The 21,798-nt window shown below is 49.9% G+C and carries 22 protein-coding genes; 20 read left to right on the top strand and 2 right to left on the bottom strand.

The window, feature by feature from the left end; translation table 11 throughout:
* Window positions 1-50 precede the first annotated feature (50 nt).
* From bioA to rimI, 10 genes are all read left to right on the top strand, one after another.
* Window positions 51-1,337 (top strand): adenosylmethionine--8-amino-7-oxononanoate transaminase, encoded by a 1,287-nt coding sequence (bioA, locus tag KRX19_06160; GenBank protein MBV7434610.1) that lies wholly within the window; start codon window positions 51-53, stop codon window positions 1,335-1,337.
* Complete coding sequence (locus tag KRX19_06155; protein ID MBV7434609.1) at window positions 1,330-2,460, top strand: aminotransferase class I/II-fold pyridoxal phosphate-dependent enzyme; 1,131 nt, start codon at window positions 1,330-1,332, stop codon at window positions 2,458-2,460. The genes bioA and KRX19_06155 overlap by 8 nt, the downstream gene beginning before the upstream one ends.
* On the top strand, window positions 2,460-3,086 hold the full coding sequence (locus tag KRX19_06150) for a DUF452 family protein (GenBank protein ID MBV7434608.1): 627 nt from the start codon (window positions 2,460-2,462) through the stop codon (window positions 3,084-3,086). The genes KRX19_06155 and KRX19_06150 overlap by 1 nt, the downstream gene beginning before the upstream one ends.
* A complete protein-coding gene (locus tag KRX19_06145) occupies window positions 3,083-3,823 on the top strand; it encodes a methyltransferase domain-containing protein (protein ID MBV7434607.1) in 741 nt (246 codons plus the stop codon). The genes KRX19_06150 and KRX19_06145 overlap by 4 nt, the downstream gene beginning before the upstream one ends.
* Before the next feature lie 160 nt (window positions 3,824-3,983).
* Window positions 3,984-4,883: a DMT family transporter gene (locus KRX19_06140; GenBank protein ID MBV7434606.1), complete on the top strand. Its 900-nt coding sequence runs from the start codon at window positions 3,984-3,986 to the stop codon at window positions 4,881-4,883.
* A 44-nt stretch (window positions 4,884-4,927) separates the two neighbouring features.
* The gene (gene bioD, locus KRX19_06135; protein ID MBV7434605.1) at window positions 4,928-5,611 is read left to right on the top strand and encodes a dethiobiotin synthase; all 684 of its coding nucleotides are present in this window, start codon (window positions 4,928-4,930) and stop codon (window positions 5,609-5,611) included.
* A gap of 19 nt (window positions 5,612-5,630) precedes the next feature.
* Window positions 5,631-7,694, top strand: coding sequence for a methionine--tRNA ligase (gene metG, locus KRX19_06130; protein MBV7434604.1), 2,064 nt, complete (start codon window positions 5,631-5,633; stop codon window positions 7,692-7,694).
* Window positions 7,694-8,263, top strand: a complete 570-nt coding sequence (locus tag KRX19_06125; GenBank protein MBV7434603.1) for a hypothetical protein — start codon at window positions 7,694-7,696, stop codon at window positions 8,261-8,263. Before metG ends, KRX19_06125 begins: the two co-directional genes overlap by 1 nt.
* 100 nt (window positions 8,264-8,363) lie before the next feature.
* Window positions 8,364-9,167, top strand: coding sequence for an esterase family protein (locus KRX19_06120; GenBank protein ID MBV7434602.1), 804 nt, complete (start codon window positions 8,364-8,366; stop codon window positions 9,165-9,167).
* Window positions 9,168-9,173: 6 nt separating this feature from the next.
* The gene (gene rimI / locus KRX19_06115; protein MBV7434601.1) at window positions 9,174-9,599 is read left to right on the top strand and encodes a ribosomal protein S18-alanine N-acetyltransferase; all 426 of its coding nucleotides are present in this window, start codon (window positions 9,174-9,176) and stop codon (window positions 9,597-9,599) included.
* A 199-nt stretch (window positions 9,600-9,798) separates the two neighbouring features.
* On the opposite strand, the gene KRX19_06110 is transcribed toward rimI, so the two are convergent.
* Complete coding sequence (locus KRX19_06110; protein MBV7434600.1) at window positions 9,799-10,602, bottom strand: hypothetical protein; 804 nt, start codon at window positions 10,600-10,602, stop codon at window positions 9,799-9,801.
* Window positions 10,603-11,054: 452 nt separating this feature from the next.
* Between KRX19_06110 and KRX19_06105 the strand changes: the two genes are divergently transcribed.
* The 6 genes from KRX19_06105 to KRX19_06080 are packed head-to-tail and all read left to right on the top strand — an operon-like array spanning window position 11,055 to window position 14,948.
* Complete coding sequence (locus KRX19_06105) at window positions 11,055-11,534, top strand: peroxiredoxin (protein ID MBV7434599.1); 480 nt, start codon at window positions 11,055-11,057, stop codon at window positions 11,532-11,534.
* Window positions 11,531-12,352, top strand: a complete 822-nt coding sequence (locus KRX19_06100; GenBank protein ID MBV7434598.1) for a hypothetical protein — start codon at window positions 11,531-11,533, stop codon at window positions 12,350-12,352. Before KRX19_06105 ends, KRX19_06100 begins: the two co-directional genes overlap by 4 nt.
* Before the next feature lie 27 nt (window positions 12,353-12,379).
* Window positions 12,380-13,438 (top strand): homoserine O-succinyltransferase, encoded by a 1,059-nt coding sequence (locus KRX19_06095; protein MBV7434597.1) that lies wholly within the window; start codon window positions 12,380-12,382, stop codon window positions 13,436-13,438.
* Entirely contained in the window at window positions 13,435-14,325 is an 891-nt protein-coding gene (gene rarD / locus KRX19_06090) for an EamA family transporter RarD (protein MBV7434596.1), read from the top strand. The genes KRX19_06095 and rarD overlap by 4 nt, the downstream gene beginning before the upstream one ends.
* Window positions 14,312-14,527, top strand: a complete 216-nt coding sequence (locus KRX19_06085) for a hypothetical protein (protein ID MBV7434595.1) — start codon at window positions 14,312-14,314, stop codon at window positions 14,525-14,527. Before rarD ends, KRX19_06085 begins: the two co-directional genes overlap by 14 nt.
* Window positions 14,487-14,948: a hypothetical protein gene (locus KRX19_06080; GenBank protein ID MBV7434594.1), complete on the top strand. Its 462-nt coding sequence runs from the start codon at window positions 14,487-14,489 to the stop codon at window positions 14,946-14,948. The genes KRX19_06085 and KRX19_06080 overlap by 41 nt, the downstream gene beginning before the upstream one ends.
* Before the next feature lie 140 nt (window positions 14,949-15,088).
* Here the strand turns inward: KRX19_06080 and KRX19_06075 are convergent, their stop codons facing one another.
* The gene (locus KRX19_06075) at window positions 15,089-16,519 is read right to left on the bottom strand and encodes an NAD(P)/FAD-dependent oxidoreductase (protein ID MBV7434593.1); all 1,431 of its coding nucleotides are present in this window, start codon (window positions 16,517-16,519) and stop codon (window positions 15,089-15,091) included.
* 264 nt (window positions 16,520-16,783) lie between these two features.
* Here KRX19_06075 and speA point away from each other — a divergent pair, with 264 nt between their 5' ends.
* From speA to KRX19_06055, 4 genes are all read left to right on the top strand, one after another.
* Complete coding sequence (speA, locus tag KRX19_06070; GenBank protein MBV7434592.1) at window positions 16,784-18,688, top strand: biosynthetic arginine decarboxylase; 1,905 nt, start codon at window positions 16,784-16,786, stop codon at window positions 18,686-18,688.
* Window positions 18,689-18,690: 2 nt separating this feature from the next.
* Window positions 18,691-19,206, top strand: a complete 516-nt coding sequence (locus tag KRX19_06065; GenBank protein MBV7434591.1) for an isoprenylcysteine carboxylmethyltransferase family protein — start codon at window positions 18,691-18,693, stop codon at window positions 19,204-19,206.
* A 22-nt stretch (window positions 19,207-19,228) separates the two neighbouring features.
* Window positions 19,229-20,419, top strand: coding sequence for a saccharopine dehydrogenase family protein (locus KRX19_06060; GenBank protein ID MBV7434590.1), 1,191 nt, complete (start codon window positions 19,229-19,231; stop codon window positions 20,417-20,419).
* 172 nt (window positions 20,420-20,591) lie between these two features.
* Window positions 20,592-21,686: an acyltransferase family protein gene (locus KRX19_06055; protein ID MBV7434589.1), complete on the top strand. Its 1,095-nt coding sequence runs from the start codon at window positions 20,592-20,594 to the stop codon at window positions 21,684-21,686.
* Window positions 21,687-21,798: the final 112 nt, after the last annotated feature.

Raw genomic sequence — 21,798 nt, 5'->3', positions numbered from 1 at the left:
TGAGCAAGGGCTGTTTTTGGCGTTAGAATAGGCGATTTTTTGAGGTAGGCATGGCTTCGGCAATCCAGCAATTTGACAGCGAACACATTTGGCATCCCTATGCGTCTGCACATGGCGGCGTGACGCCGTATGTGGTCAGCGATGCCGAAGGGGTGTATTTGACCCTTGAAGACGGACGTAAGCTGATTGACGGTATGTCGAGCTGGTGGTGCGTGATTCACGGCTACAAGCATCCCGTGCTTAATGCCGCGATTCAAGAACAATGCGAATGCTTCGCGCATGTGATGTTCGGCGGCTTGACCCACGAACCTGCGGTGCAATTGGCGCGTGATTTACTCGACGTTGTGCCGCAAGGATTGGCGCGGGTGTTTTTCTGCGATTCGGGATCGGTGTCGGTCGAAGTGGCGATGAAGATGGCGCTGCAATACCAGCAGGCGCGTGGCGAAACGCAGCGCGTACAGTTTGCCACGGTACTTGGCGGCTATCACGGTGATACTTGGCATCCGATGTCGGTGTGCGACCCTCATACCGGTATGCACAGCCTGTATCAAGGGCGCTTGGCGGCGCAGCACTTTTTGCCGCGTCCGCAATCGCGCTTCGATGGTGAATTGTGCGCGGATGATGTTAAGGCTTTGGACGGTTTTTTTGCCGCACATGGCGATGAAGTGGCGGCGTTTATCATCGAGCCGATTGTGCAGGGCGCGGGCGGGATGTGGTTTTACCATCCCGATTATTTGCGCCATCTCGCCGAACGTTGTCGTAAGCATGGCATATTGCTGATTGCCGACGAGATTGCCACCGGTTTTGGCCGTACCGGTGAGTGGTTTGCGATCAATCACGCGGTAATCACGCCCGATATTATGTGCATTGGCAAGGCATTGACTGGCGGTTACGTCAGCTTTGCCGCGACTTTATGCACCGATGCCGTTGCTGATACGATCAGTGCCGCCGAGCCGGGCGTGATGATGCACGGTCCGACTTTTATGGGTAATCCGCTTGCCTGTGCGGTGGCAAGTGCGTCGCTTGGTTTATTGCGCAATGAAGCGTGGCGCGAGCAGGTGGCGGCGATTGCGGCGCATTTGCAGGCGGCATTGTCGCCACTCAAGGATTGGGACGCGGTGGCAGACGTGCGGGTGCTGGGTGCGATTGGCGTGGTCGAATTGCACGAGGCGGTGGACATGGCGGTGATAACACCGATGTTTGTCGAGGCAGGCGTGTGGGTGCGACCATTTGGCAAGCTAGTGTATCTGATGCCGCCATTTGTGATTTCGGCTGCTGAATTGCAGCAATTGAGCGATGCACTGGTTGCGGTACTCAAGGCGTATTGCGATGTATAAGATGATGCAAAATACGCTGGACGCTTTGCAGCAGTCCGGTCAATTACGCACTTTGCCCGAGGCGGTACAGGGGCTGGACTTGTGCAGCAATGATTATCTCGGTATCGCGCGGGATACGGCGCGTTATAGTGCTTTTGTGCAGCGTTGGCTGGACGAGGAGAGTGCGGCATCGTCGGCGAGTGCGTCGCGCCTGCTCGGTGGGGCAGCGCAGGCGGCAGCGCTGGTTGAAGAGACTGCGGCGCGGGTATTTTCCCGTCCTGCGCTGTATTTGAACAGCGGCTATCACGCCAATATCGGTTTGTTGCCCATCCTCGCGGGCAAGGGAGATTTGATTGTCGCGGATAAGGACATTCACGCCAGCTTGATTGATGGCGCACGTTTGTCGGCGGCGCGACTGCTGCGCTATCCGCATCAGGATTTGCAGGCGTTGCACAAGCTGTTGGCGCGCCATCGCGGTGAATACCGCCATGTGTGGCTGGTCAGTGAAAGCGTGTTTAGTATGGACGGCAGCGTGAGCGATTTGCCAGCCTTGCTTGCGTTGAAAGAAGAATTCGCTGCACACCTATATATAGATGAAGCGCATGCGGTGGGTATTTTTGGCGATGGCTTGGGCATCGCGCACGAGCAGGGCGTGGCGCAAGACGTGGACGTGCTGGTGATGCCGTGTGCCAAGGCGCTGGCATCTTATGGTGCGCTGGTGTTGCTCGACGAGGTTACCCGCCGTTATGTGGTTAACCACTGTCGCAGCCTGATTTTTGCCAGTGCGTTGCCGCCGATGGTCGCCGCGTGGACGGCGCAGATATTGGCATTGTTGCCGGAGTTCGCCGCAGCGCGGCAGCGCCTGTTTGCCAATACGCTTGCCATGCAGGGTGCGTTGGGAATAAGCACGACAACAGCGCGTCCGGCGCCGATTGTGCCGCTGGTGATTGGCGACAACGCGCGCACCATGCAGCTTGCTGCTGCACTGCGTGATGACGGCATTGCAGTGGGTGCGGTGCGCTATCCGACTGTACCCAAAGGCATGGCGCAGCTGCGCTTGTGCGTCAATGCTGATTTGACTGCTGACAACATTGCCCGCGTCGGCGAGCGCATTGCCGTGCAGCGACGGGCATTGGGGGCGTGATGACGGCGGTTTTACTGTTTAACGGCTGGGGCATGGACGAGCATGCCGTGGCTCACCTCGACGATGGGCGCGAAGTGGTGGTAATTGCGCCGCAAGCCGTGCCGTCGGATTTGGCAGCGCAGTGGCAGGGGCGTGACGTGGCGGTGGTTGCGTGGTCGATGGGCGTGTGGGCGGCAAATCGCTGGCTGTGTGCGCATGACGTTCAGGTATCGCAAAGCATTGCCATCAACGGCACACCGTTTGGTATTGACGACCAGCGCGGTATCCCTTGCGCACTGTTTGCGAAAACAGCCGCCAATCTGAATGAGGTAACGCGACGCAAGTTTTACCAGCGCGTGTTTACACAGCTCGGCGCAGTGCAGGATGATTACGACCATTTTCTGCCGCATAGTGAAGTCGTCGTGCAACAGCAGGCATTAGAGGACTTACTCGCGCAAAGTGGTGCGGTCGATGCGGTTTATCCGTGGCAACACGCATGGATTGCGCGTGGCGACCGCATTTTTTCGCCTGACAATCAGCGGGCAGGCTGGGCAGGCAGCGATACCACACTGCATGTTGTCGATGGTGCGCATCATTTATTGCGCCAGTGGTCGAGTTGGCAGGCACTTTTTGACGATTGCCGATGAATAGTGAAGCTATCGGTGCAGGCTTTGCTCGTTCGCGTGCTGCCTATCACGCCCATGCTCACCATCAGCGCGAACTCGCTGTGCAGTTGGCGGCAAACGCAGTACAGTGGGTCTCTGCGCCGGTGTCGTCTGCGCTGGAAATTGGCTGTGGCACAGGCTTTCTCACCGAAGCACTGCGCCGCCACTGGCGGCAAGCACCGATTGCTGATTACTGGCTCAATGATTTGGTGCTTGCCGATAACCTGCAACCACCGGCGCAGCGCGTCCATTACTTACAGGGCGACATCAGCAGCGTGACATTGCCCGATGACGTGCAACTGTTATTGAGCAGCTCTGCATTGCAGTGGGTCGCCGATTTGCCTGCTTTGCTGCACCGTCTGCGTGTGCATTTGGCAACGGATGCGCTGGTCGTGGTCAGCCTTTATTGCGGCGAACATTACCGCGAACTGCGCGATACCCTCGGTATCGGGCTGCCATATTGGCAAGTGGATGATTTACGCGCTTTGTTCAGCGAGCATTTCACCTACTTGTGGCAGCGCGAAGTGCGCGAGCTATATCATTTCACCACCCCGCATGCGGTACTCAAGCACATTCGCTTGAGTGGAGTCGGGCATTTGCGTGAGCAGGTCACTTTCAACGCCTTGCGCCAATTTACCAACCGCTATCAGGCACTACACGACGGTCGCGGTTATCCGCTCACTTATCACGCATACCAATTTATTGGCAGGCTGCGCTGATATCTGCTGAATGATTTCAGTTTCCTACAGTAAATTCGCTTTCAATAGTGAGATGCGTTTTTATCTTGAATTTCTACTTGTGGTCATTGAAAATTGCCAAGTCACTTTCACGATAGCGATGACGGTATTTTTTGTGGTTTATATTGGCTGGTTGATTTAGATGAATCAAGAAGATCATTTGGGGATGATTCTGCGCGTCGGCGCGACATTGCTGTTTACCTTAATGGTGGTCTGTATTAAGTACACGACCGTAGAATTTCCTGTTTCTCAGGTGGTGTTTTTCCGCAGTTTCTTTGCTTTGATTCCACTGCTTGTATTTGTCTTTCTTTGTAAAGAGTTTAAGACGGTATTGAAGCCTCAAAAGCCTTTTTCTGTGGCGATGATGTGTGCCATGGCGTGTATGGCAACTTTTACTTCTTTTTTGTCTTTGCGCTATATCAACATTGCAGAATCGACCATCATTGGCTATCTGACGCCCATCATGACTGCTGTGTTGGCAATCTTTATTCTCAAAGAAGCAGTCAATAGGGTTCGCTGGATATCTATCATATTGGGATTTGTCGGTATATTGATTTTGATTATTCCGGGCATAGATAGAGTTAATCTGGATGGCTTGTATCTCTACGGTATTGGCTTGGCCGTCGTTACAGCAATTTTGACAGCCGGCTCAAAAATTCAGGCGAAATTTCTGAGCAGTAACGAGAGTGCAGCAACCATGGCGCTCTATTTTGCGCTGACGTGTAGTGCGTTTGCTGCTTTCATTGGGTTTATGGAGGGGTGGTTGATCGCAAGCATACAGCAGATATGTTTGTTGGTTGGTGCAGGTATTTTGGGTGGTACGGCGCATATCATGATGTATTCGGCTTTTAAGTATAGTGATGCCTCCAAGCTGGCTGGATTGGAGTTTCTCGGCTTGCCATTTTCGATCATTGCGGATTTTGTCTTCTTTAACATTATTCCTGATGGTGTATTTTATTTTTCAGCGGCACTGATTCTTTCTTCATCCATTTATTTGGCTGTTTTTGATCGCCATCCGCAAAAGAAGCATGTGCAATCATAATGACTATTTGCGCCTAGCGTGGATTTGAGACAGGTAACAAGATAATGCAACGATATTTTATTAGCGGTATTGGTACGGATATTGGCAAAACCTACGTAACCACGCAGCTATTGCGCCGTTTGTGCGCGCAAGGGATTCGTGCGACGTCGTTTAAGCTGGTACAGACGGGCATGAATGGCGGTATCGCACCAGATATTATCGCGCACCGCGAGGGCAGTGGGCAGGCAATAACAGCGCTTGATGAAGAAGGCATGAGTTGCGGTGCAGCATTTCCCTATCCCGCTTCGCCGCATTTGGCGGCGGCATTGGTCGGGCAGGCCGTGGACGGCGAGGTATTGCGCCAGCGCTTTGATGATTTTTGCCAGCGCAGTGGTGCGGATGTGGTTTTGTGCGAGGGTGCGGGCGGTATTTTTGTGCCGCTGGCTGAAACCATGCTCACCGCTGATTGGGTCGCGGCGCAGGGTTTGCCGCTGGTGCTGGTGTGCAATGCGATGCTTGGCAGTATTCACCACACGATTGCCACGCTGGAAGCATTGGCTGCGCGCTCAATGTTGCCCGAATTGTTAATTTATAATCCTTATCCACAAGGTGAGCCGTTGATTATGCGTGATAGTGAGCGTTTTTTACGCGATTACGTGGTGCGGGTTTATCCGCAAGTGGCGTTTTGGGCGCTGGACGACAGCGCGGCGTTACCGCCCGCATTTTGCTACAATAGCTCGTTTCTTTAAGCAGCCGGATTTAGAACAGATGACAACAACAAAACAGCGCCGCATTTTGGTGACCAGTGCGCTGCCGTACGCTAATGGTCCGATTCACTTGGGGCACATGGTCGAGTATATCCAGACCGATATTTGGGTGCGCTTCCAGCAGTTGCGTGGCAATGAATGTCACTACGTTTGCGCCGATGATGCGCATGGCACGCCGATTATGTTACGTGCGGAAAAAGAGGGCATTACGCCACAGCAATTGATCGACAAAAGCAAGGAAGAGCATAAAGCCGATTTTGAGGGCTTTCTCGTCAATCATCACCAGTATCACAGCACGCACAGCGACGAGAACCGCTACTACACCAGCGAGTTCTATAAGACGCTATCAGAAAAAGGGCACATCATCTCCAAGACCATCAGCCAGTCATATGATGAAGAAAAGCAGATGTTCTTGCCTGACCGCTTCATCAAAGGCACTTGCCCGAAGTGTAGTGCTAAAGATCAATATGGCGATAACTGCGAGAAATGCGGTGCGACTTATGACCCGACTGACCTGCTTGAGCCGTATTCGGTGCTCTCTGGCAATACGCCGGTCGAGCGCGATACCGAGCATTATTTCTTTGATTTGCCCAAGTTCGAGGGCTATTTACAAGAGTGGCTGAACAATCCTGAAGTCAAGCTGCAAACCTCGATGCGCAACAAAATCGGCGAATGGTTCGAGAGTGGGCTCAAGCCGTGGGACATCAGCCGCGATGCGCCGTATTGGGGCTTTGAAATTCCCGATAAACCGGGTAAGTTCTTCTACGTATGGCTTGATGCACCGGTGGGTTACATCGGTAGCTTCAAGGCACTGAGCGAGCGCGAAGGGTTAAAGGTCGAAGATTTTTGGGCAGCGGATAGCGATGCCGAACTCTATCATTTCATCGGCAAGGACATCGCCTATTTCCACATGCTGTTCTGGCCGGCAATGCTCGAAGCAGCAGGCTATCGCAGCCCAACCGGTGTGTTCTGCCACGGTTTCTTGACTGTCAACGGCGAGAAAATGAGTAAATCACGCGGCACGTTCATCCAAGCGCGTACTTACTTGCGTCATTTGCGCCCTGAATACCTGCGCTACTACTTTGCAGCAAAATTAAGTGCGCGCGTTGAAGACATCGACTTGAGCATGGAAGACTTCCGCAACCGTGTGAACAGTGATTTGGTTGGTAAATTGGTCAACCTCGCCAGCCGTTGTGCGCCGTTTATCGTCAAGCACTTTGACGGCAAACTCGCGGATAGCTTGCCTGATGATACATTGTTCAAGCAGTTTGCCGCTAAGGCTGACACCATTGCTGATTACTACGAGCAGCGCGAATACGCGCATGCAATGCGTGAAATTATGCAGCTGGCCGATGCCGCCAATGAGTACATCGACGCGGAAAAGCCGTGGGTGAAAGTCAAGGAAGAGGCAAGCAAAGCAGAAGTGCAGGGTATTGCCACGGTTGGCTTGAATGCATTCCGTCAGTTGATTGCTTATCTCAAGCCAGTATTGCCACAAGTAGCCGCTGATGCGGAAGCGTTCCTGCAAATCGAGCCACTGACTTGGGGTGATATCCAGCAGCCATTGCTCGCCCAGCAAATTGGCAAATTCAAACCGCTGATGCAGCGTATTGAAGAAAAGCATACTGATGCGATCATTGAAGACAGTAAAGAAGACTTGGAAGCAGAGAAAAAAATGAATCAGAAAACAGAAAACAAAGCAGAAGAAGCAAAGAAAGAAGAAAGCAAAGACGACACACAATGGATCACCATTGACGACTTCGCCAAGCTCGACTTGCGTATTGCCAAGGTGCTGTCGTGCGAGCACGTCGAAGGTGCGGACAAGCTGCTTAAATTCAAGCTCGACGTTGGCGAACTCGGTGAGCGCCAAGTCTTCTCGGGTATCAAAAAATTCCATAGCCCTGAAGAGCTTGATGGTCAGCTGGTCGTTTATATCGCCAACCTCACGCCGCGTAAAATGCGCTTTGGTATGAGTGAAGGCATGATCTTGTCTGCCAGTGATAACGACACCCTGCAAATCCTGCTGCAAGGCGGCCGTGCCAAAGCGGGTATGAAAATCAGCTAATGCAGAAAACAGTAGAGGCAGTTGCCCAACCGGTGCTCAATGAGCGTTGGTGGTGGCGTTGGCGCTGGGTACTGCTTCTACTGTTATTGGTGCTTTTTTGGCTGTCGTCAGAGCTGTTTCCGGATTTGCCTTTGCGGGAAGGCACTGTCGCGCTGTACAGAGTATTGGCTGGCGGTGTGGCTGTCTTCTTGATTGGGATATGGGCTGTACGCAGCGCTTATCGGAAAACCAAGCACAGCAGCAATAAAATAGGCTGTATTTTTTCCTTGCTGGGCTGGGTGTTGGCAATCAAGATATTTTCTATTGGTGGATTTGTTCTGTTTGCAATGGCCTCAAATCTATCCGCTGGCAAAGCTTCTGTGCGTACTATCGAATACAGTATCGAAGGGCATGAAATTGTTATTGGCTGTTCGGGTAAGGGCTTTGATGTCAATCAAAGTACACTGGAAAAACTCGAAGCAGAGCAGCCCTCGGCTCTTGAAGTCACTTATTGGCAGCCGAATATTGTTGAATCAGTACAGTTTCTGAGCCAAGCAGAAGCTGGGCAAATCATTATGCCGTGTCATTAGATGCATCGTAATCGTTGACCACGTGCAACCGTGGCAATATTTTGATCAAAAGTACTCGTTGAGGTGCATTTCGCGCCTCATAAATCAGGAGGTAATTTTTATGACGCACCATATTGAACTACTCGATAAACACGTCAGCTTTGAAGGCGAGCAGCGCTTTTACCGCGACTACGCTGAGCCGCTTGAGCGCGATGTGGAATTGGCGATATATGTGCCGACTGCGGCGCTTGAAGAGCAGTATTGCCCGGTGGTTTATTTCTTGCCGGATTTGCACGACAGTGCCCGCTCGACGTCTAATCAAAGCGATTATCAGCGCTATGCTAACCGCTATGAAACCATCCTCGTTATTCCTGATCTATTTGGCGACTACGAAGGTGATACACATACAAAACTGCAGCGTTACCACGCTGAGCGTGCGCAGATCCATGAATACATTCTTAAAAACTTGCCTGCGGTGATAGAACACCATTTCCGAGCTTATGAAATCCGCAGCATCATGGGCTTTGGCTTTGGTGGTACGTTAGCGATGAACCTGGCGCTTGCCCATCCGGAAGCGTTTCGTGGTGTGTCGGCGATGGCGCCTTGGCTCGGCTTTTATCACTCACCTTGGTATCGCGATAATCTCGCTGATCTCAATTTCGAGCCTGATATTGATCCGCTCAATTGGTTTGAAGAAAACAACGACAAAGACATTTTGCCACTGTGGATTGATCAGGGCATGGATGATGATTTGCTCGGTCGTCTAATTCATATTGATACCTTCGAGCAATCCGTCACTGAGCACAAAGACAATGAAAAAGTATGGATCAATCAGCGGCCTCGCTATGACCACACGTTCTACTTTGTGCACTCGCACATTCGTGAGCACTTTGTGTTCCATAACGAGCACCACGACGACGAATAGCCCTCTGTGTCTGCTTTGAGCATCCGCCCGGCCATGCCAAATGAGCTGGGCGATATTGTAGCCATTGCGCAAGCTGCTGACGTCTATCAGCCGAGTGAAATGGATCTCGAGCAAACTGATGTTGTATGCCTTGCGGGTAAGGTCGTGGCATTTGCCACTTGGCAGGCCGTGTGTGATGAAGCGACTTTACTCAGTATTGCCGTTGATGAAGATCATCGTGGGCAAAGTATTGGCAAATCGTTGCTTGAATACGCTGAGCAGCGGCTGGTAAAGCAGGGGATTAAAAAGATATTTCTTGAAGTTCGCGCCAGTAATCATGCAGCGCAGCAGCTTTATCAGGGCTTTCACTATCAGGTGATTGCTGAGCGCAAAGATTATTACCCAACGGCTGAAGGGCGTGAAGCAGCGGTCATTATGAGTAAGCAGCTGTAGCCCTATACTGAAGCGCTACAAGACTTTGTTTTTTCTTGTAGCGCTTGGGTTATGGCATTTTTCTTGTTTATTTTTACCTTACATTGACGGCGATGCTAACTTAACAGAAGATTTTTCTGTCTTGTCATCATCAAGAATATCGCTATTCTTTGTGTTTGTAAAAATGCTATTAACTACATTTTTTGCAAACAAACCTTCGTCATTTACTATCTGGAGTGTTGAACTTTATTTCTGGAGGGAAACCTACCGCTGGAAAAAGTTCATCTATTTCTTCCATAGACATTCCTGGTGGAGAATTGCTTTCAATTTCTTGTCTCAGTTGTTGCTGAAAGTTGTCAGCTCTATCACGAAGGATTCTATTTTGTTTTTCAAGCTCTTCCAGCTGTCTTTTGAGAGCAGAAATTTGAGCATCCTTCGCCGCCATTTCAGCCGAATTGTCAGCAACTGGGCTTGAAGTTTCCATGGATGCTTTCTCAGCAACATCCATGATTTCTCCAAGACGACCTGTCAACAAAAGTTCCTTTTCTGCTTGACCTTTCCTTGTGCCGAGTCTTTCAGCGAAAGGAGCAAAAACACTGTTATTCATTTCATGCCAGTATTGTTCTGCGCAACTGGAATAAAATATTTCTTTAGACGATAAATCATCACCTTTATCAATGGATTTTTTAACTAAATCCGCAAAAATAGGATTGCCTTTATTTTCATTCTGGATATCTGCAAAAGACACAGGTTGCTTTCCATTTAATGCACGTTCTGCATTAATGAAGCTCATTAACATGTGGATATTTTCAAATCGTAAATTAGATATATGCACTTCATTGTTGTAAGCGTGATAATACTCGTCTCGTTCTGCAACAAGCGCATCTCTTTGAGACTTCATGTTCTTATATTTAGCGACAAGACCATTCCACTCTTGAACGGTCACTTTAGGTCTTGAAGCAGGCCATCTAGGATTTAACGTACTATATGTAAATGCCGCCATCATGCCATCAGTTGCGCTCATCAGTCACCTCTCCGTATTCATTTCCATATACCATGCTAAGTCTATCATATGATCATGTTAAATATATGTTTATTTGCCCAAATTTAGATGATGTAGACTAAGATTAATAGAAGGGGTTGGATTAGCCTTAAATCTCTGACTCTGGCTGATGGTTCGCCTTTGAAGAGGTGAACTGGTTGTAGTCGCCTCCATCAGTAATGATGCCTTACTTTCAAACTCCCTTTCTTTTTCATAACATTGGTTCTAATGAACAGTTTTCATCATTAGTAGCAATAGCTTTTTGATGGCGAATGGAAAATGAGAACAGAACTTTCTAAGTAATGGCATCTATACGTTACCTACCGTGATTATTCAGTGATAGGCCATTTGGGGCGTGATAGGGCGCGTGTATTATCTTGCTTGGCAGTTGGTGAGCCTTTGATGCAAAATATCCTTTTTGACTAGGAAAGACTATGGCTGAAGCGGTTGATTGGTCTGCATTGGCAGGTAAGCAGTGGCAGAGTACGGGTGGTGACGTCGGTGCTGAGGATTTGCAGTCGCAATGGACGGTGCTTTATTTTTATCCCAAGGATGCAACGCCGGGCTGCACTACTGAAGGCTGCGATTTTACTGCGTCATTCCCGGATTTTGACGCTCTCGGTGCGCAAATTTTCGGCGTGTCACGCGATAGCCTAACCTCTCATGAGCGCTTTAAGGAAAAGCAGGGCTTTTCGTTTGAATTGATCAGCGACCCTGATGAGACGTTGTGCCGCGCATTTGATGTGATCAAAGAAAAAAATATGTTTGGTAAAAAAGGCTTTGGCATTGAGCGCAGTACGTTTTTGATCAGCCCACAGGGCGAAGTAGTCAAAGCGTGGCGTAAGGTTAAGGTTGATGGCCACGTCGAGGAAGTCAAAGCCGCATTGGCACAAGCGGTAGAGCAAAACAGATGAAACGACGTGCAATTACTTTGCTTGGTACGTCCGGCGTAGGCAAGACTACTTTGGGTGAACGTTTGATTGCTGGTGGCTGGTATCACTATTCTGGCGATTATCGTATTGCGACCCATTATATGGATGAGGCTTTAGAGGACTGGCTGGAACAGATTGCTGCGCAGCAACCTCAGTTGAAAAGCTTGCTCAGTGATGATGCAGTCCGCATTGCGCCACATGTGAGCATTGATAATTTACGCGCGCTATCAGCGTATATCGGTAAGCTGGGTAAAGATGGCTATGATTATGAGACGTTTTGCCAGCGCCAGCGCCAGTTTGCCGTGGCTGAAAAAGCAGCGATGTATGATTTTATTGCGTTTCGTGCACGCGCTGAGCGGCGCTATGGTGCGACTGCTTTTATCAATGATGCAGGCGGTAGCTTATGCGAATATCTCGACGATGCTCCGCTGATGGATTACTTGCTTGAGCACACTTTGCCGGTTTATATCCGTGCAGATGCCGAGCTTGAAGCTGAATTACTTGACCGCGCGATGCGCTACCCCAAGCCTATTTGCTATGACCCACAGTTTTTGGACGATATGATTGCCAGCTTCGCCCAAGAAAGCGGCATTGCTCATGCAGATGATTTTCCTGCGGATGAATTTATCCGCTATGTGATGCCGCGTATGATGGTACATCGCGACGAACGTGCGATGGAAATCGTTGCACGTGGAGGCGTGGTGCTTGCGGCTAAAGATGTCTGGCAGGTTCGAGACAGTAAAGATTTTGATGTATTGCTGGCCGCTGCGTACCGTGAGCAGCACAGCGCACGAACATAATATAGAGATTCTTCAAGAGGTTTAATCATGCCATTAGTAGCCCATCGCAAGCTGGATTCCTTGGCGCGGATTCGCGCAGAGGGTCAAGAAGTGCTCGATGTTGAGCGTGCACTCAAGCAGGATATTCGTGAATTGCACATCGGGCTGCTCAACATCATGCCGGATGGTGCATTACACGCCACTGAGCGACAATTTTTGCGCTTAATTGGCAACTGTAACCGCATCGCGCAGTTCTATGTGCATATATTCACTGTCCCCGGTGTGCCGCGCAGTGAAGAAACTCAGGCTTATATTGATGCTCATTATGAGCGCTTTGAAGACGTTGCGGCGGAAGGGCTTGATGCACTGATCGTGACGGGGACCAACCCTGTGCACGATGATTTTGGTGATGAGCCATTTTGGCCGTATGCGCGCGAAGTCTTTGAATGGGCTGAGGAGAATGTCTGTTCGGTGATGTGTTCGTGCCTTGCTTCACATGCGGCATTTCAGTATTTTTACGGGCTCAGGCGCGAAAAATTACCGGAAAAGCTGTTTGGGGTTTATCAGCATCGCGTGCTGGATCGTAAGCATCCGCTGCTTGCCAACATCAACACCCGCTTTGATATGCCGCATTCACGGCGCAATAACGTCTCGCAAGCAGCGCTTGAGTCTTGCGATGTGCCGGTTTTGGTCGCAAGTGAAGAGGCAGGCGCAGCGCTGTCGACTTCGGTGGACGGATTTAAGCGCATTTATTTGCAAGGTCATCCCGAGTACGACGAATTGAGTTTGCTCAAGGAGTATTGCCGCGATTTGACTACGTATTTTGAAGGCCAGCGAGAGGATTTGCCTAAGCCACCGGCGAATTATTTTTCACCGCGAGGCTTGGAAATTCTCGACGAGTTTTTAAATGATGCCAATAATGACATGCGCGATTTTCCACATGATGAATTGGCTAAAGAGATAGACATCACTTGGCGTGATACAGCCAAAGCAATTTTTGCCAACTGGCTGGGGTTGGTCTATCAGCTTACCCACCGAGACCGCGATAAGCAGTTTATGGAAGGGGTTGATCCACTTGATCCGCTTGGCTTGAGGAAAAGCACTTGAATCAGATGCGCGCCTATTTGGCGCTATGGGGCTGCTTTCTGATCTGGGGATTATTCCCGATCTACTTCAGCTATATGCGCCCATTGCGTGCAGATGAATTTTTGTTTGCCCGCGGTGTGACGTCTGTATTGTGCCTGATGGTCTACTTTACCTGGAAAGGGCGCTGGCATGTTGTCCTGCGCGATGTGCTGAACCGGGGCATGATGATACGCTGCATGTGTACAGCGGTATTTCTCGCCATCAATTGGTTTACCTATATCTGGGCTGTGCAAAATGACCAGACGTTGCAAGCGAGCTTTGGCTACTTCATCACGCCAATTATTAATGTACTGTTTGGTTTGTTGCTGTTTGAGGAGCGCTTGGGGCGGCTGCAATGGGCGGCGATTATTTGCGCATTTGCTGGGGTTGCGTGGCAGCTGATTGCTATTGGTGTCGTGCCATGGGCATCGCTTGGTATTGCTTTTGCGTGGGGAATTTACGGAGGGTTGCGTAAGAAATTCCGTATTGCGCCGGTTGCCGGGTTATTTAACGAATTATTGGTGATTTTGCCATTCGTACTGATTGGTTGGGGCTGGTTGTACCTGACAGGCGAGGGCTTTGATTACCGTGGTCATGAGGGGCTGTTGATTGGTATGTTGATGTCCGGTGTGGCTACTGTTGTGCCGTTACTATTATTTCTTTACGCCGTCAGCGATTTGCCGATGACCACAGTAGGCATTACCCAATACATTACGCCAAGTATCCAGTTTTGCATTGCCGTCTTTCTCTTTCAAGAGCCATTTGATAACCAGCGCCTGATCAGTTTTATTTTGATCTGGATAGGCCTTGGCTTATATAGTATGCATCTGATTTATGCCGATAAGGACAAAAAACATGTACAAAATTAGCTTTGTTGCCATTTTGGCCGCAGTCATTGCAGGATGTAGTGCCGGTACGCACAATACATCGAAGGGTATTTGCCGCGATATACAGGTTTGCCAAGGAGAACAGTGCAAGACGAAAACTGACCATATGACGCAGAATAACTGCGATATGGTTGGAGGCAGCTTTGAGCCCGTTAACCATAAAAGTGGCTGGTTTAACTTTTAATATGACTGCGCGTCCGATTAAGAAATACGCCAATCGCCGCCTCTATGATAGCCGCGACAGCCGTTATGTCTGTACCAGCGATATTTATGACATGCTCACTGCAGGTGAAGTCGTCACCATTACCGACGCGCGTAGCGGTAATGATATTACTCGGCCTGTATTGCTCAATATCCTCGCTGAAGCGGAGCTCGATGGGAAAAAACCCATTTTGAGCCAGCAAATGCTCAGTCAGTTACTCAGCTATAACGATGATGTGCTCGCCGGGTTTCTTGGAAACTATCTAGAGCAGTGTTTGGATGTATTTATCCGCAATGAAGATGTACTCCATGCGAGTATGCAGAACTTCGATCGCCCCAGCCCATATGAATTAATTGAGCAGATGGTCAATGCTCAGCAAGATGTATTCAATCAGTTTGCATGATTGGTATGTATTGAGTGATTTTGCAAATATACGCTGAAGCATGTTCAGCTCTCTTTTTCTTGCTATGTGGTGTGGCAAATATTGAGAAACCAAAAAAGCGGTTATAAAGTAACCGCTTTTTTGGTTGAGTGTGGCGTATTTTATGAGGTTGGAGGTTGGTTTTGCCCCTCTTTTTCATCGGTAGAGGAAAGGTTTTCTACTGATGGGGTGGCTGTATTGTTATCCGGCTTCGTTTGCGTAACGCCCGAGGATGATGAAGCAGCTGCTTCGCTCTCCCCATCGCTATTTGCTTTTGGTGCTTGAGGTGGTAGCGCTGATGGCGTGAAACTCATGCGGAAGGACTGGTTGCCGGTTAGAAATGAAATCATCCAATCCCAAGTGGTTGCAATGCGGTTTTTTGCGGTGTTGAGTTTCCAGACGTGTACCACAGCCCAAGCAGCCCATGCGATAAAGCCTTCCATGTGTTTACTGGTATCAGCGACGGCTTTGCCTCGGCCGATCATTGCCATGTTACCGTGGTTTTTAAACACAAATGGTGCAGCGTTATTTTTATCGCTTTTCTTGAGCAGGTCGGCAAGGTAGGCACCTTGTTCGTTGGCAACCTGCCCAAGCTGAGGGTGTCCTTTGGGGTAGTTGCTGTCGCTGGTGCACATAGCGTAGTCACCGATGACGTAGATATCTTCGTAGTCAGGCAGGCGCAGCTGTGAATTGACGTTAAGGCGGTTGCCATGCGCGTAGTCTTCATCTTTAAAGCCGTCGAGTTTGTGGCAAGTGACGCCTGCCGTCCAGATCAAGGTTTTGGCGGCGATGGTTTCGCCGCTGGCGAGGGTGACTGTCTCACCATCATAGTCTTTAACGATTTTATTGAACATGAGTTCAATACCGTAGTTTTCCATTTCCTTTTGCGCGTACGCTTGCGATTGTTCAGAGAATGGCTTGAGCAGTACCGGATCACCGGTAATCATGAGGATTTTGGCACCACTTTTGCTCAGCTCAGGGTATTCCTTGTTAAAGGCGTTACGTGCAACGTCGCCAAGGACGCCCGCAAGCTCAACGCCACTCGGACCACCACCGGCAATCACGATAGTAAGGTAAGGCGCACGTTCTTCAGCAGGTAGGCGTGCGGCGATGTCCATTTGTTTTAGCAGGCAGTTACGGATTGCCAGGGCATCGGTGAGTTTTTTCATCGGCAGGCTGTGTTTTTCGATGTTGGCATTGCCGAAGTAGTTCACTTCTGCTCCAGTGGCAATGACCAGTTCATCGTAGCTCAGTTCGCCATTGTCGAGTGTGATGGTTTTAGCGGCTGGGTTGACGCCGGTAAGCGTTCCTTGGCGGTAGCGGACGTGATCATTACCGGCAATGAATTTTCGCAGTGGATAACTGATGTCAGATGGCGGTAAAAAACCACCTGCCACTTGGTAAATCAATGGTGGGAAAAAGTTGTAGTCGTTGCGGTCAATGAGGGTAATTTGGCGCGATGTATCGTGCATTAAATCCTTGAGGCAGCGGATGCCGCCAAATCCTGCACCAACAATAACCGTATGACGCTTTCCATTCGTCTTGCTATCCATAAATCACTCCTGTAAGTGGTTTGCAAAGCAGCTATCGGCGCTAAGATACAGATGGTGAGCTTTATAGTGCTGGCCTCTCTATGTGAGGTCAAAGATCAAATTGTTTACCCATCTTGCCGATACTTCTATGATAACGCGAAATTAACCTACTGTTTAGTGGTGTTTTCACTTGTCAATCAGTCATAAGCCGCTTACACTTTGCGCTGAAATTGTACAGCCTGAGCTGTACAAGCAAACCGGTTTTATCATGAGGTATGCAATACATTGAATCACGCTGACTGGTCCATCAAGGACGCCGATGAACTTTACCGCGTTAGCGGTTGGGGCGCGGGCTATTTCCATATCGACCACAATGGCAATCTTGCGGTGAAAGTACCGCAGCGCGACAATTTGTCCGTGCCGTTGACCGATTTGATCGAAGGTATGGAAACGCGCGGCAAGACCATGCCCGTGCTGCTGCGCGTGCAGAATTTGCTCGAAAACCAGATTCGCCTGATTAACGAAGGCTTTGCCAAAGCGATTGAGGAAACAAATTACCGCGGTGTGTATCGCGGTGTATTCCCGATCAAGGTTAACCAGCAGGCGCAAGTGGTCGAAGACATCGTCCGCTTTGGTGCGCCGTATCAGCACGGCCTTGAAGCCGGTTCGAAAGCGGAGCTGATGATCGCACTGTCGATGCTTAAAGAGCCGGGTCCGCTGATCGTCTGCAATGGCTATAAAGACCGCGAATTTGTCGATCTTGGGCTGGGCATGCTCAAGCTGGGCTTTAAGGTCGTATTCGTAATTGAAACGCCATCCGAGTTGCCGATAATCGTCGAAAGCTCGCAAGCGATGGGCATTCGCCCGTTGATTGGCGTGCGTACCAAGCTGTTTTCACACGTTTCCGGGCATTGGAACTCAACCAGCGGCGACCGCTCGATGTTTGGCTTGAATGCCAGCCAGTTGGTCGGTGTGATTGACGGGCTGAAAGAAGCAGGCATGCTCGATTGCCTGCAATTTTTGCATTATCACCTCGGCTCGCAAATTCCCAATATCCGCGACATCCGTACCGGGGTGCGTGAAGCGTGCCGCTATTACGTCGAGCTGGTCGAAGAAGGCGCGCCGATGCAATACCTCGACCTTGGCGGTGGCTTGGCAGTTGATTACGACGGCAGCCGTTCCAGCGCGATCCACAGCCGCAACTACGGCCTCGAAGAGTATTGCGTTGACGTGGTCGAAACTATCCAGTCGGTGCTCGATGAAAAGGGCATTGAACACCCGACCATCGTCACCGAATCAGGGCGCTCGACCGTTGCCTATTCCAGCACATTGCTGTTCAACATCCTCGATGTCACCGGCTTCAATGATGCAACCCTGCCGCCGGTGCGCGAAGACGAACCGAACAAAATGCTGCGCAATTTGCACTACAGCTACAACATGCTCAGCGAGAAAACTGCGCAAGAATGCTTTAACGATGCGGTGTATTTCCGAGATGAAGCGCGCGATGCATTTATGCGCGGCATGCTGGATTTGCGTACGCGCTCGGAAGTTGAGCAGCTGTTTATGGTGATCATGGCTGAAGTCAATAAAATTGCGATCAAGAACCCTGATGCGTTGTCCGAGCCGGAAGTGCTGAAAACCATGTTGTCCGATATTTACTACGGTAATTTCAGCGTCTTCCAATCGTTGCCGGATGCGTGGGCAATTGATCAGGTCTTCCCGGTTGTGCCACTGCACCGACTCAATGAAAAGCCGACCCGCAATACCATCATTGCTGATATGACTTGCGATAGCGACGGCAAAATTGACCGCTTCCCTGAGCAAGGTGAAATGTCGCGCGTGCTGCCGCTGCATCCGCTCAAAGACGACGAAGAATACTACCTCGGTGCGTTTCTCGTCGGCGCGTATCAGGAAACGCTTGGTGATTTGCACAACTTGCTCGGCGATACCCACGTCGTCTCGGTGTATATCAACGAAGATGGCAGCTTTGATTACGTCAATGAAGTAGAAGGTGATTCCGTGGCAGATGTACTCAGCTACGTCGAGTATCAGCCGCAAAATCTGCTCGCCCAGTTCCGCCAAACCGCTGAACGTGCAGTACGTAATGGCACGATCAATGCCGCTGAGCGCCAGCGCTTGGTTGCTGCTTTTGAAGCAGGCTTGCGCGGCTATACTTATTACGAACAATAGGTATGAGCAAGGTGCGGCAGTGGGGTGCTTATGCTTTAGGTATCAGTATTTTTTTGATTCTGATACCTTTGTTGATGTTTTATATATCGACAATATTCCCTGCCGCATTAAGCGCAAAACCAATCTGGCCAGAGATATTTTCGCTGCTCTTTTTTGTCCCGGGTATATGGCTAATGCTGCTGGCTAATCTGCACATGCACCGTATCGGCAAAGGCAATCCAGTTGATGGATTTAATATTGCCGTCGGGCAGCGAACTCAGCGATTGATGACTAGCGGCGTATATAATATCTGCCGTAATCCCATGTTACTTGGCACATTTTTATTTTATATGGGTATTGCGCTGGTCTTGAATAAATGGTCAGCATTTTCCATTCCTATATTGTTTATTTTATATATGCGTTGGCATGTACAAAAATTTGAAGAACCGCGTTTACTGCGTGATTTTGGTCAAGCATATCGTGAGTATCAGGAGCAAGTGCCCATGTTGTTTCCTGATCTAAAAAATTTAGTAAAGTAATCCAAACCAAGAGGAAAAACCTATGGCACATGTATTAATTATTGGCGCAGGCGGCGTATCGAACGTTGTTGTGCACAAATGTGCAGAAGCATCTGACACATTCGATAAAATCACCCTTGCCAGCCGTACCTTGAAAAAGTGCAACGACATCGCAACAGCGGTCAAGCAAAAATACGGCGTAGAAGTAAAAACCCATGAAATTGACGCGGATAACGTCGGTGCGATGATCCAGTTGATCGAAAAGATCAAGCCGGATTTGGTCATGAATATTGCCTTGCCGTATCAGGACTTGCATATCATGGATGCGTGCTTGGCAACCGGCGTTGATTACCTCGATACAGCTAACTATGAGCCACCGGAAGAAGCCAAGTTTGAATACAAGTGGCAGTGGGCGTACCAAGACCGCTTCAAGGAAAAGGGCATTATGGCGCTGCTTGGTAGCGGCTTTGACCCGGGCGTGACCAACGTCTTCACCGCCTACATCAAAAAGCACCTGCTCGATGAAATCCACGAGCTCGACATCATCGATGCCAATGCCGGTGACCACGGCTTGCCATTTGCGACCAACTTCAACCCTGAAATCAACATCCGCGAAGTGACTGCGGATGCCAAGCATTGGGAAAATGGCGAGTGGGTGACGACACCAGCACTGACCAACAAGCAGAGCTTTGACTTCCCCGCCGGTATTGGTGAGAAGAACATCTACATGATGTACCACGAAGAGCTGGAATCATTGGTCAAGCACTTCCCGGAAATCAAAAAAGCCCGCTTCTGGATGACGTTTTCTGATAATTACCTCAATCACCTCAAGGTATTGGAAAACGTTGGCATGACAGGTATCGAGCCGGTGATGTACGAAGGCAAGGAAATTATTCCAATCCAGTTCCTCAAGGCCGTATTGCCTGATCCAGCATCGCTTGGCCCACGCACCAAAGGCAAGACTTGCATTGGATGCGTCGCCAAAGGTATCAAGGACGGCAAGGAAAAGACGGTCTACGTCTATAACACTTGTGACCACGAGGCTTGCTACAAGGAAGTTGGTTCACAAGCGATTTCCTATACCACCGGTGTACCGGCTATGGTCGGCGCAAAAATGATGCTTGAGGGCATCTGGAAAGGCGAGGGCGTATTTAACATGGAACAGTTTGACCCTGATCCATTCCTCGAAGTGCTGGGTAAATACGGCTTGCCGTGGCACAGCACTGAGCTGTAAGCAACTGCTCAACGTTCGATCAAAGGCGGCATTTATGCCGCCTTTTTTGTGATGATAATCGTTTCTAGATGAACGTCTTGTGAGGTTGCAATGGCGTATACAGGCTGCTTATTTAGCTTATAATACGCCGCTTTTGGATGGGGAATGGACGTGTTGATTTACAGCGGTGCATATGAATAATCCGCCTTACCGCTATTACCATGGCTTGGATATGCTGCGTGCCGGACTGATGCTGATTGGCGTGTTTTGGCACGCGGTATCCGTGCTTTCACCAGCCGGCAATTTTGTTTATGCAAGCGAAATTCACCAGAGCAAAGTGCTTTATGGCTTAGTCTATCCCGAGCATATCTTCCGCATGGAAGCGTTTTTCCTCGTCTCCGGCTTTTTGTCGCAGATGGTGCTGGTGCGTAAAGGCAAAGCCGCCTTTTGGCAAGCACGCTGGAAGCGCGTTGCATTGCCACTGCTGCTCGGTTGCCTCGGCGTTAATTTCCTCTTGCAGCTATTTGGCAGCCAGTTTATGGGCTACAAATGGGCAAATTACGATCTGTGGCGCTGGGTGATGCATGGCTGGTTTTTGATCACGCTGTTTATGTGTGCCTTGGTCGACTTGGCTTTGCCAAAGCACACGGCCGCGCGCACCGGCAAGCTCGGTTTGGCTTTTGTCGCGATCATTGGTTGGTTGGGCTATATTGCTCTGATCACATGGAATGCGCGCAGCTGGCATCTCGGCGGCAATATCGCCACACTGTATAACTTTACTGTTCTCGCCACTGTGCAATATTTCCCATTTTATTTTGCTGGTGCGTGGCTATATCACCATCAATCGTTGCTCGATCGTATTCGCCCCCGTACTTTGTGGATCATTGCAGCAGTGATGCTTGTGACCGCGACGATCAACTACCTCGGGGCGATGAAAATATACAAGCTGTTTGCCACGGGCACACAATGGGATTTTGTGCTTTATCGTGCCAATGCGATGCTCGCAGCCGGATCGATTGCCTTTTTGCTGTTCTGGTTTTTCTACCGTATCCAGCAGGGTGGCTCAGCAGTGGTACGCTATTTGATGACTTCGGCGATTGTCATTTATCTCGTGCATCATCCGCTGGTGATTATTTTCGGCTGGGCGTTTGACCATCCTGCGTTGAGTAACCTCAGTTATTACCTGCTGTTGGTCGGGGTGACGATCGCCGCGTCTTATGTGTTGTACGAGATTATTCGCCGGGTTAATTGGTTGCGCATTGCCTTCGGGCTCAAGCCACAGCGCTGATGGCTTCTATCGTTGGCGGGTTAGAGCAGCCACGCGCGCGCCACTATGCAAAGTACGATAAAAGTACGGCAAGGCAATGTAACAGGCATGAATTCTCACACTGATTAACTAT

This window comes from Cardiobacteriaceae bacterium TAE3-ERU3 (genome assembly GCA_019218315.1).
Taxonomy (GTDB): domain Bacteria; phylum Pseudomonadota; class Gammaproteobacteria; order Cardiobacteriales; family Cardiobacteriaceae; genus JAHUUI01.
This window is presented reverse-complemented; position numbering and strand designations above follow the sequence as displayed.

Excerpts from the sequence above, each read along its gene's own strand:
- KRX19_06065 (MBV7434591.1), top strand. The coding sequence starts at position 18,691 with ATGAGCAAGGTGCGGCAGTGGGGTGCTTATGCTTTAGGTATCAGTATT.
- KRX19_06060 (MBV7434590.1), top strand. The coding sequence starts at position 19,229 with ATGGCACATGTATTAATTATTGGCGCAGGCGGCGTATCGAACGTTGTT.
- KRX19_06095 (MBV7434597.1), top strand. The coding sequence starts at position 12,380 with ATGCCATTAGTAGCCCATCGCAAGCTGGATTCCTTGGCGCGGATTCGC.
- KRX19_06150 (MBV7434608.1), top strand. The coding sequence starts at position 2,460 with ATGACGGCGGTTTTACTGTTTAACGGCTGGGGCATGGACGAGCATGCC.
- KRX19_06055 (MBV7434589.1), top strand. The coding sequence starts at position 20,592 with ATGAATAATCCGCCTTACCGCTATTACCATGGCTTGGATATGCTGCGT.
- KRX19_06140 (MBV7434606.1), top strand. The coding sequence starts at position 3,984 with ATGAATCAAGAAGATCATTTGGGGATGATTCTGCGCGTCGGCGCGACA.
- bioA (MBV7434610.1), top strand. The coding sequence starts at position 51 with ATGGCTTCGGCAATCCAGCAATTTGACAGCGAACACATTTGGCATCCC.
- KRX19_06100 (MBV7434598.1), top strand. The coding sequence starts at position 11,531 with ATGAAACGACGTGCAATTACTTTGCTTGGTACGTCCGGCGTAGGCAAG.
- KRX19_06120 (MBV7434602.1), top strand. The coding sequence starts at position 8,364 with ATGACGCACCATATTGAACTACTCGATAAACACGTCAGCTTTGAAGGC.
- KRX19_06125 (MBV7434603.1), top strand. The coding sequence starts at position 7,694 with ATGCAGAAAACAGTAGAGGCAGTTGCCCAACCGGTGCTCAATGAGCGT.
- bioD (MBV7434605.1), top strand. The coding sequence starts at position 4,928 with ATGCAACGATATTTTATTAGCGGTATTGGTACGGATATTGGCAAAACC.
- metG (MBV7434604.1), top strand. The coding sequence starts at position 5,631 with ATGACAACAACAAAACAGCGCCGCATTTTGGTGACCAGTGCGCTGCCG.
- KRX19_06105 (MBV7434599.1), top strand. The coding sequence starts at position 11,055 with ATGGCTGAAGCGGTTGATTGGTCTGCATTGGCAGGTAAGCAGTGGCAG.
- KRX19_06110 (MBV7434600.1), bottom strand. The coding sequence starts at position 10,602 with ATGAGCGCAACTGATGGCATGATGGCGGCATTTACATATAGTACGTTA.
- KRX19_06075 (MBV7434593.1), bottom strand. The coding sequence starts at position 16,519 with ATGGATAGCAAGACGAATGGAAAGCGTCATACGGTTATTGTTGGTGCA.
- KRX19_06145 (MBV7434607.1), top strand. The coding sequence starts at position 3,083 with ATGAATAGTGAAGCTATCGGTGCAGGCTTTGCTCGTTCGCGTGCTGCC.
- KRX19_06155 (MBV7434609.1), top strand. The coding sequence starts at position 1,330 with ATGTATAAGATGATGCAAAATACGCTGGACGCTTTGCAGCAGTCCGGT.
- KRX19_06085 (MBV7434595.1), top strand. The coding sequence starts at position 14,312 with ATGTACAAAATTAGCTTTGTTGCCATTTTGGCCGCAGTCATTGCAGGA.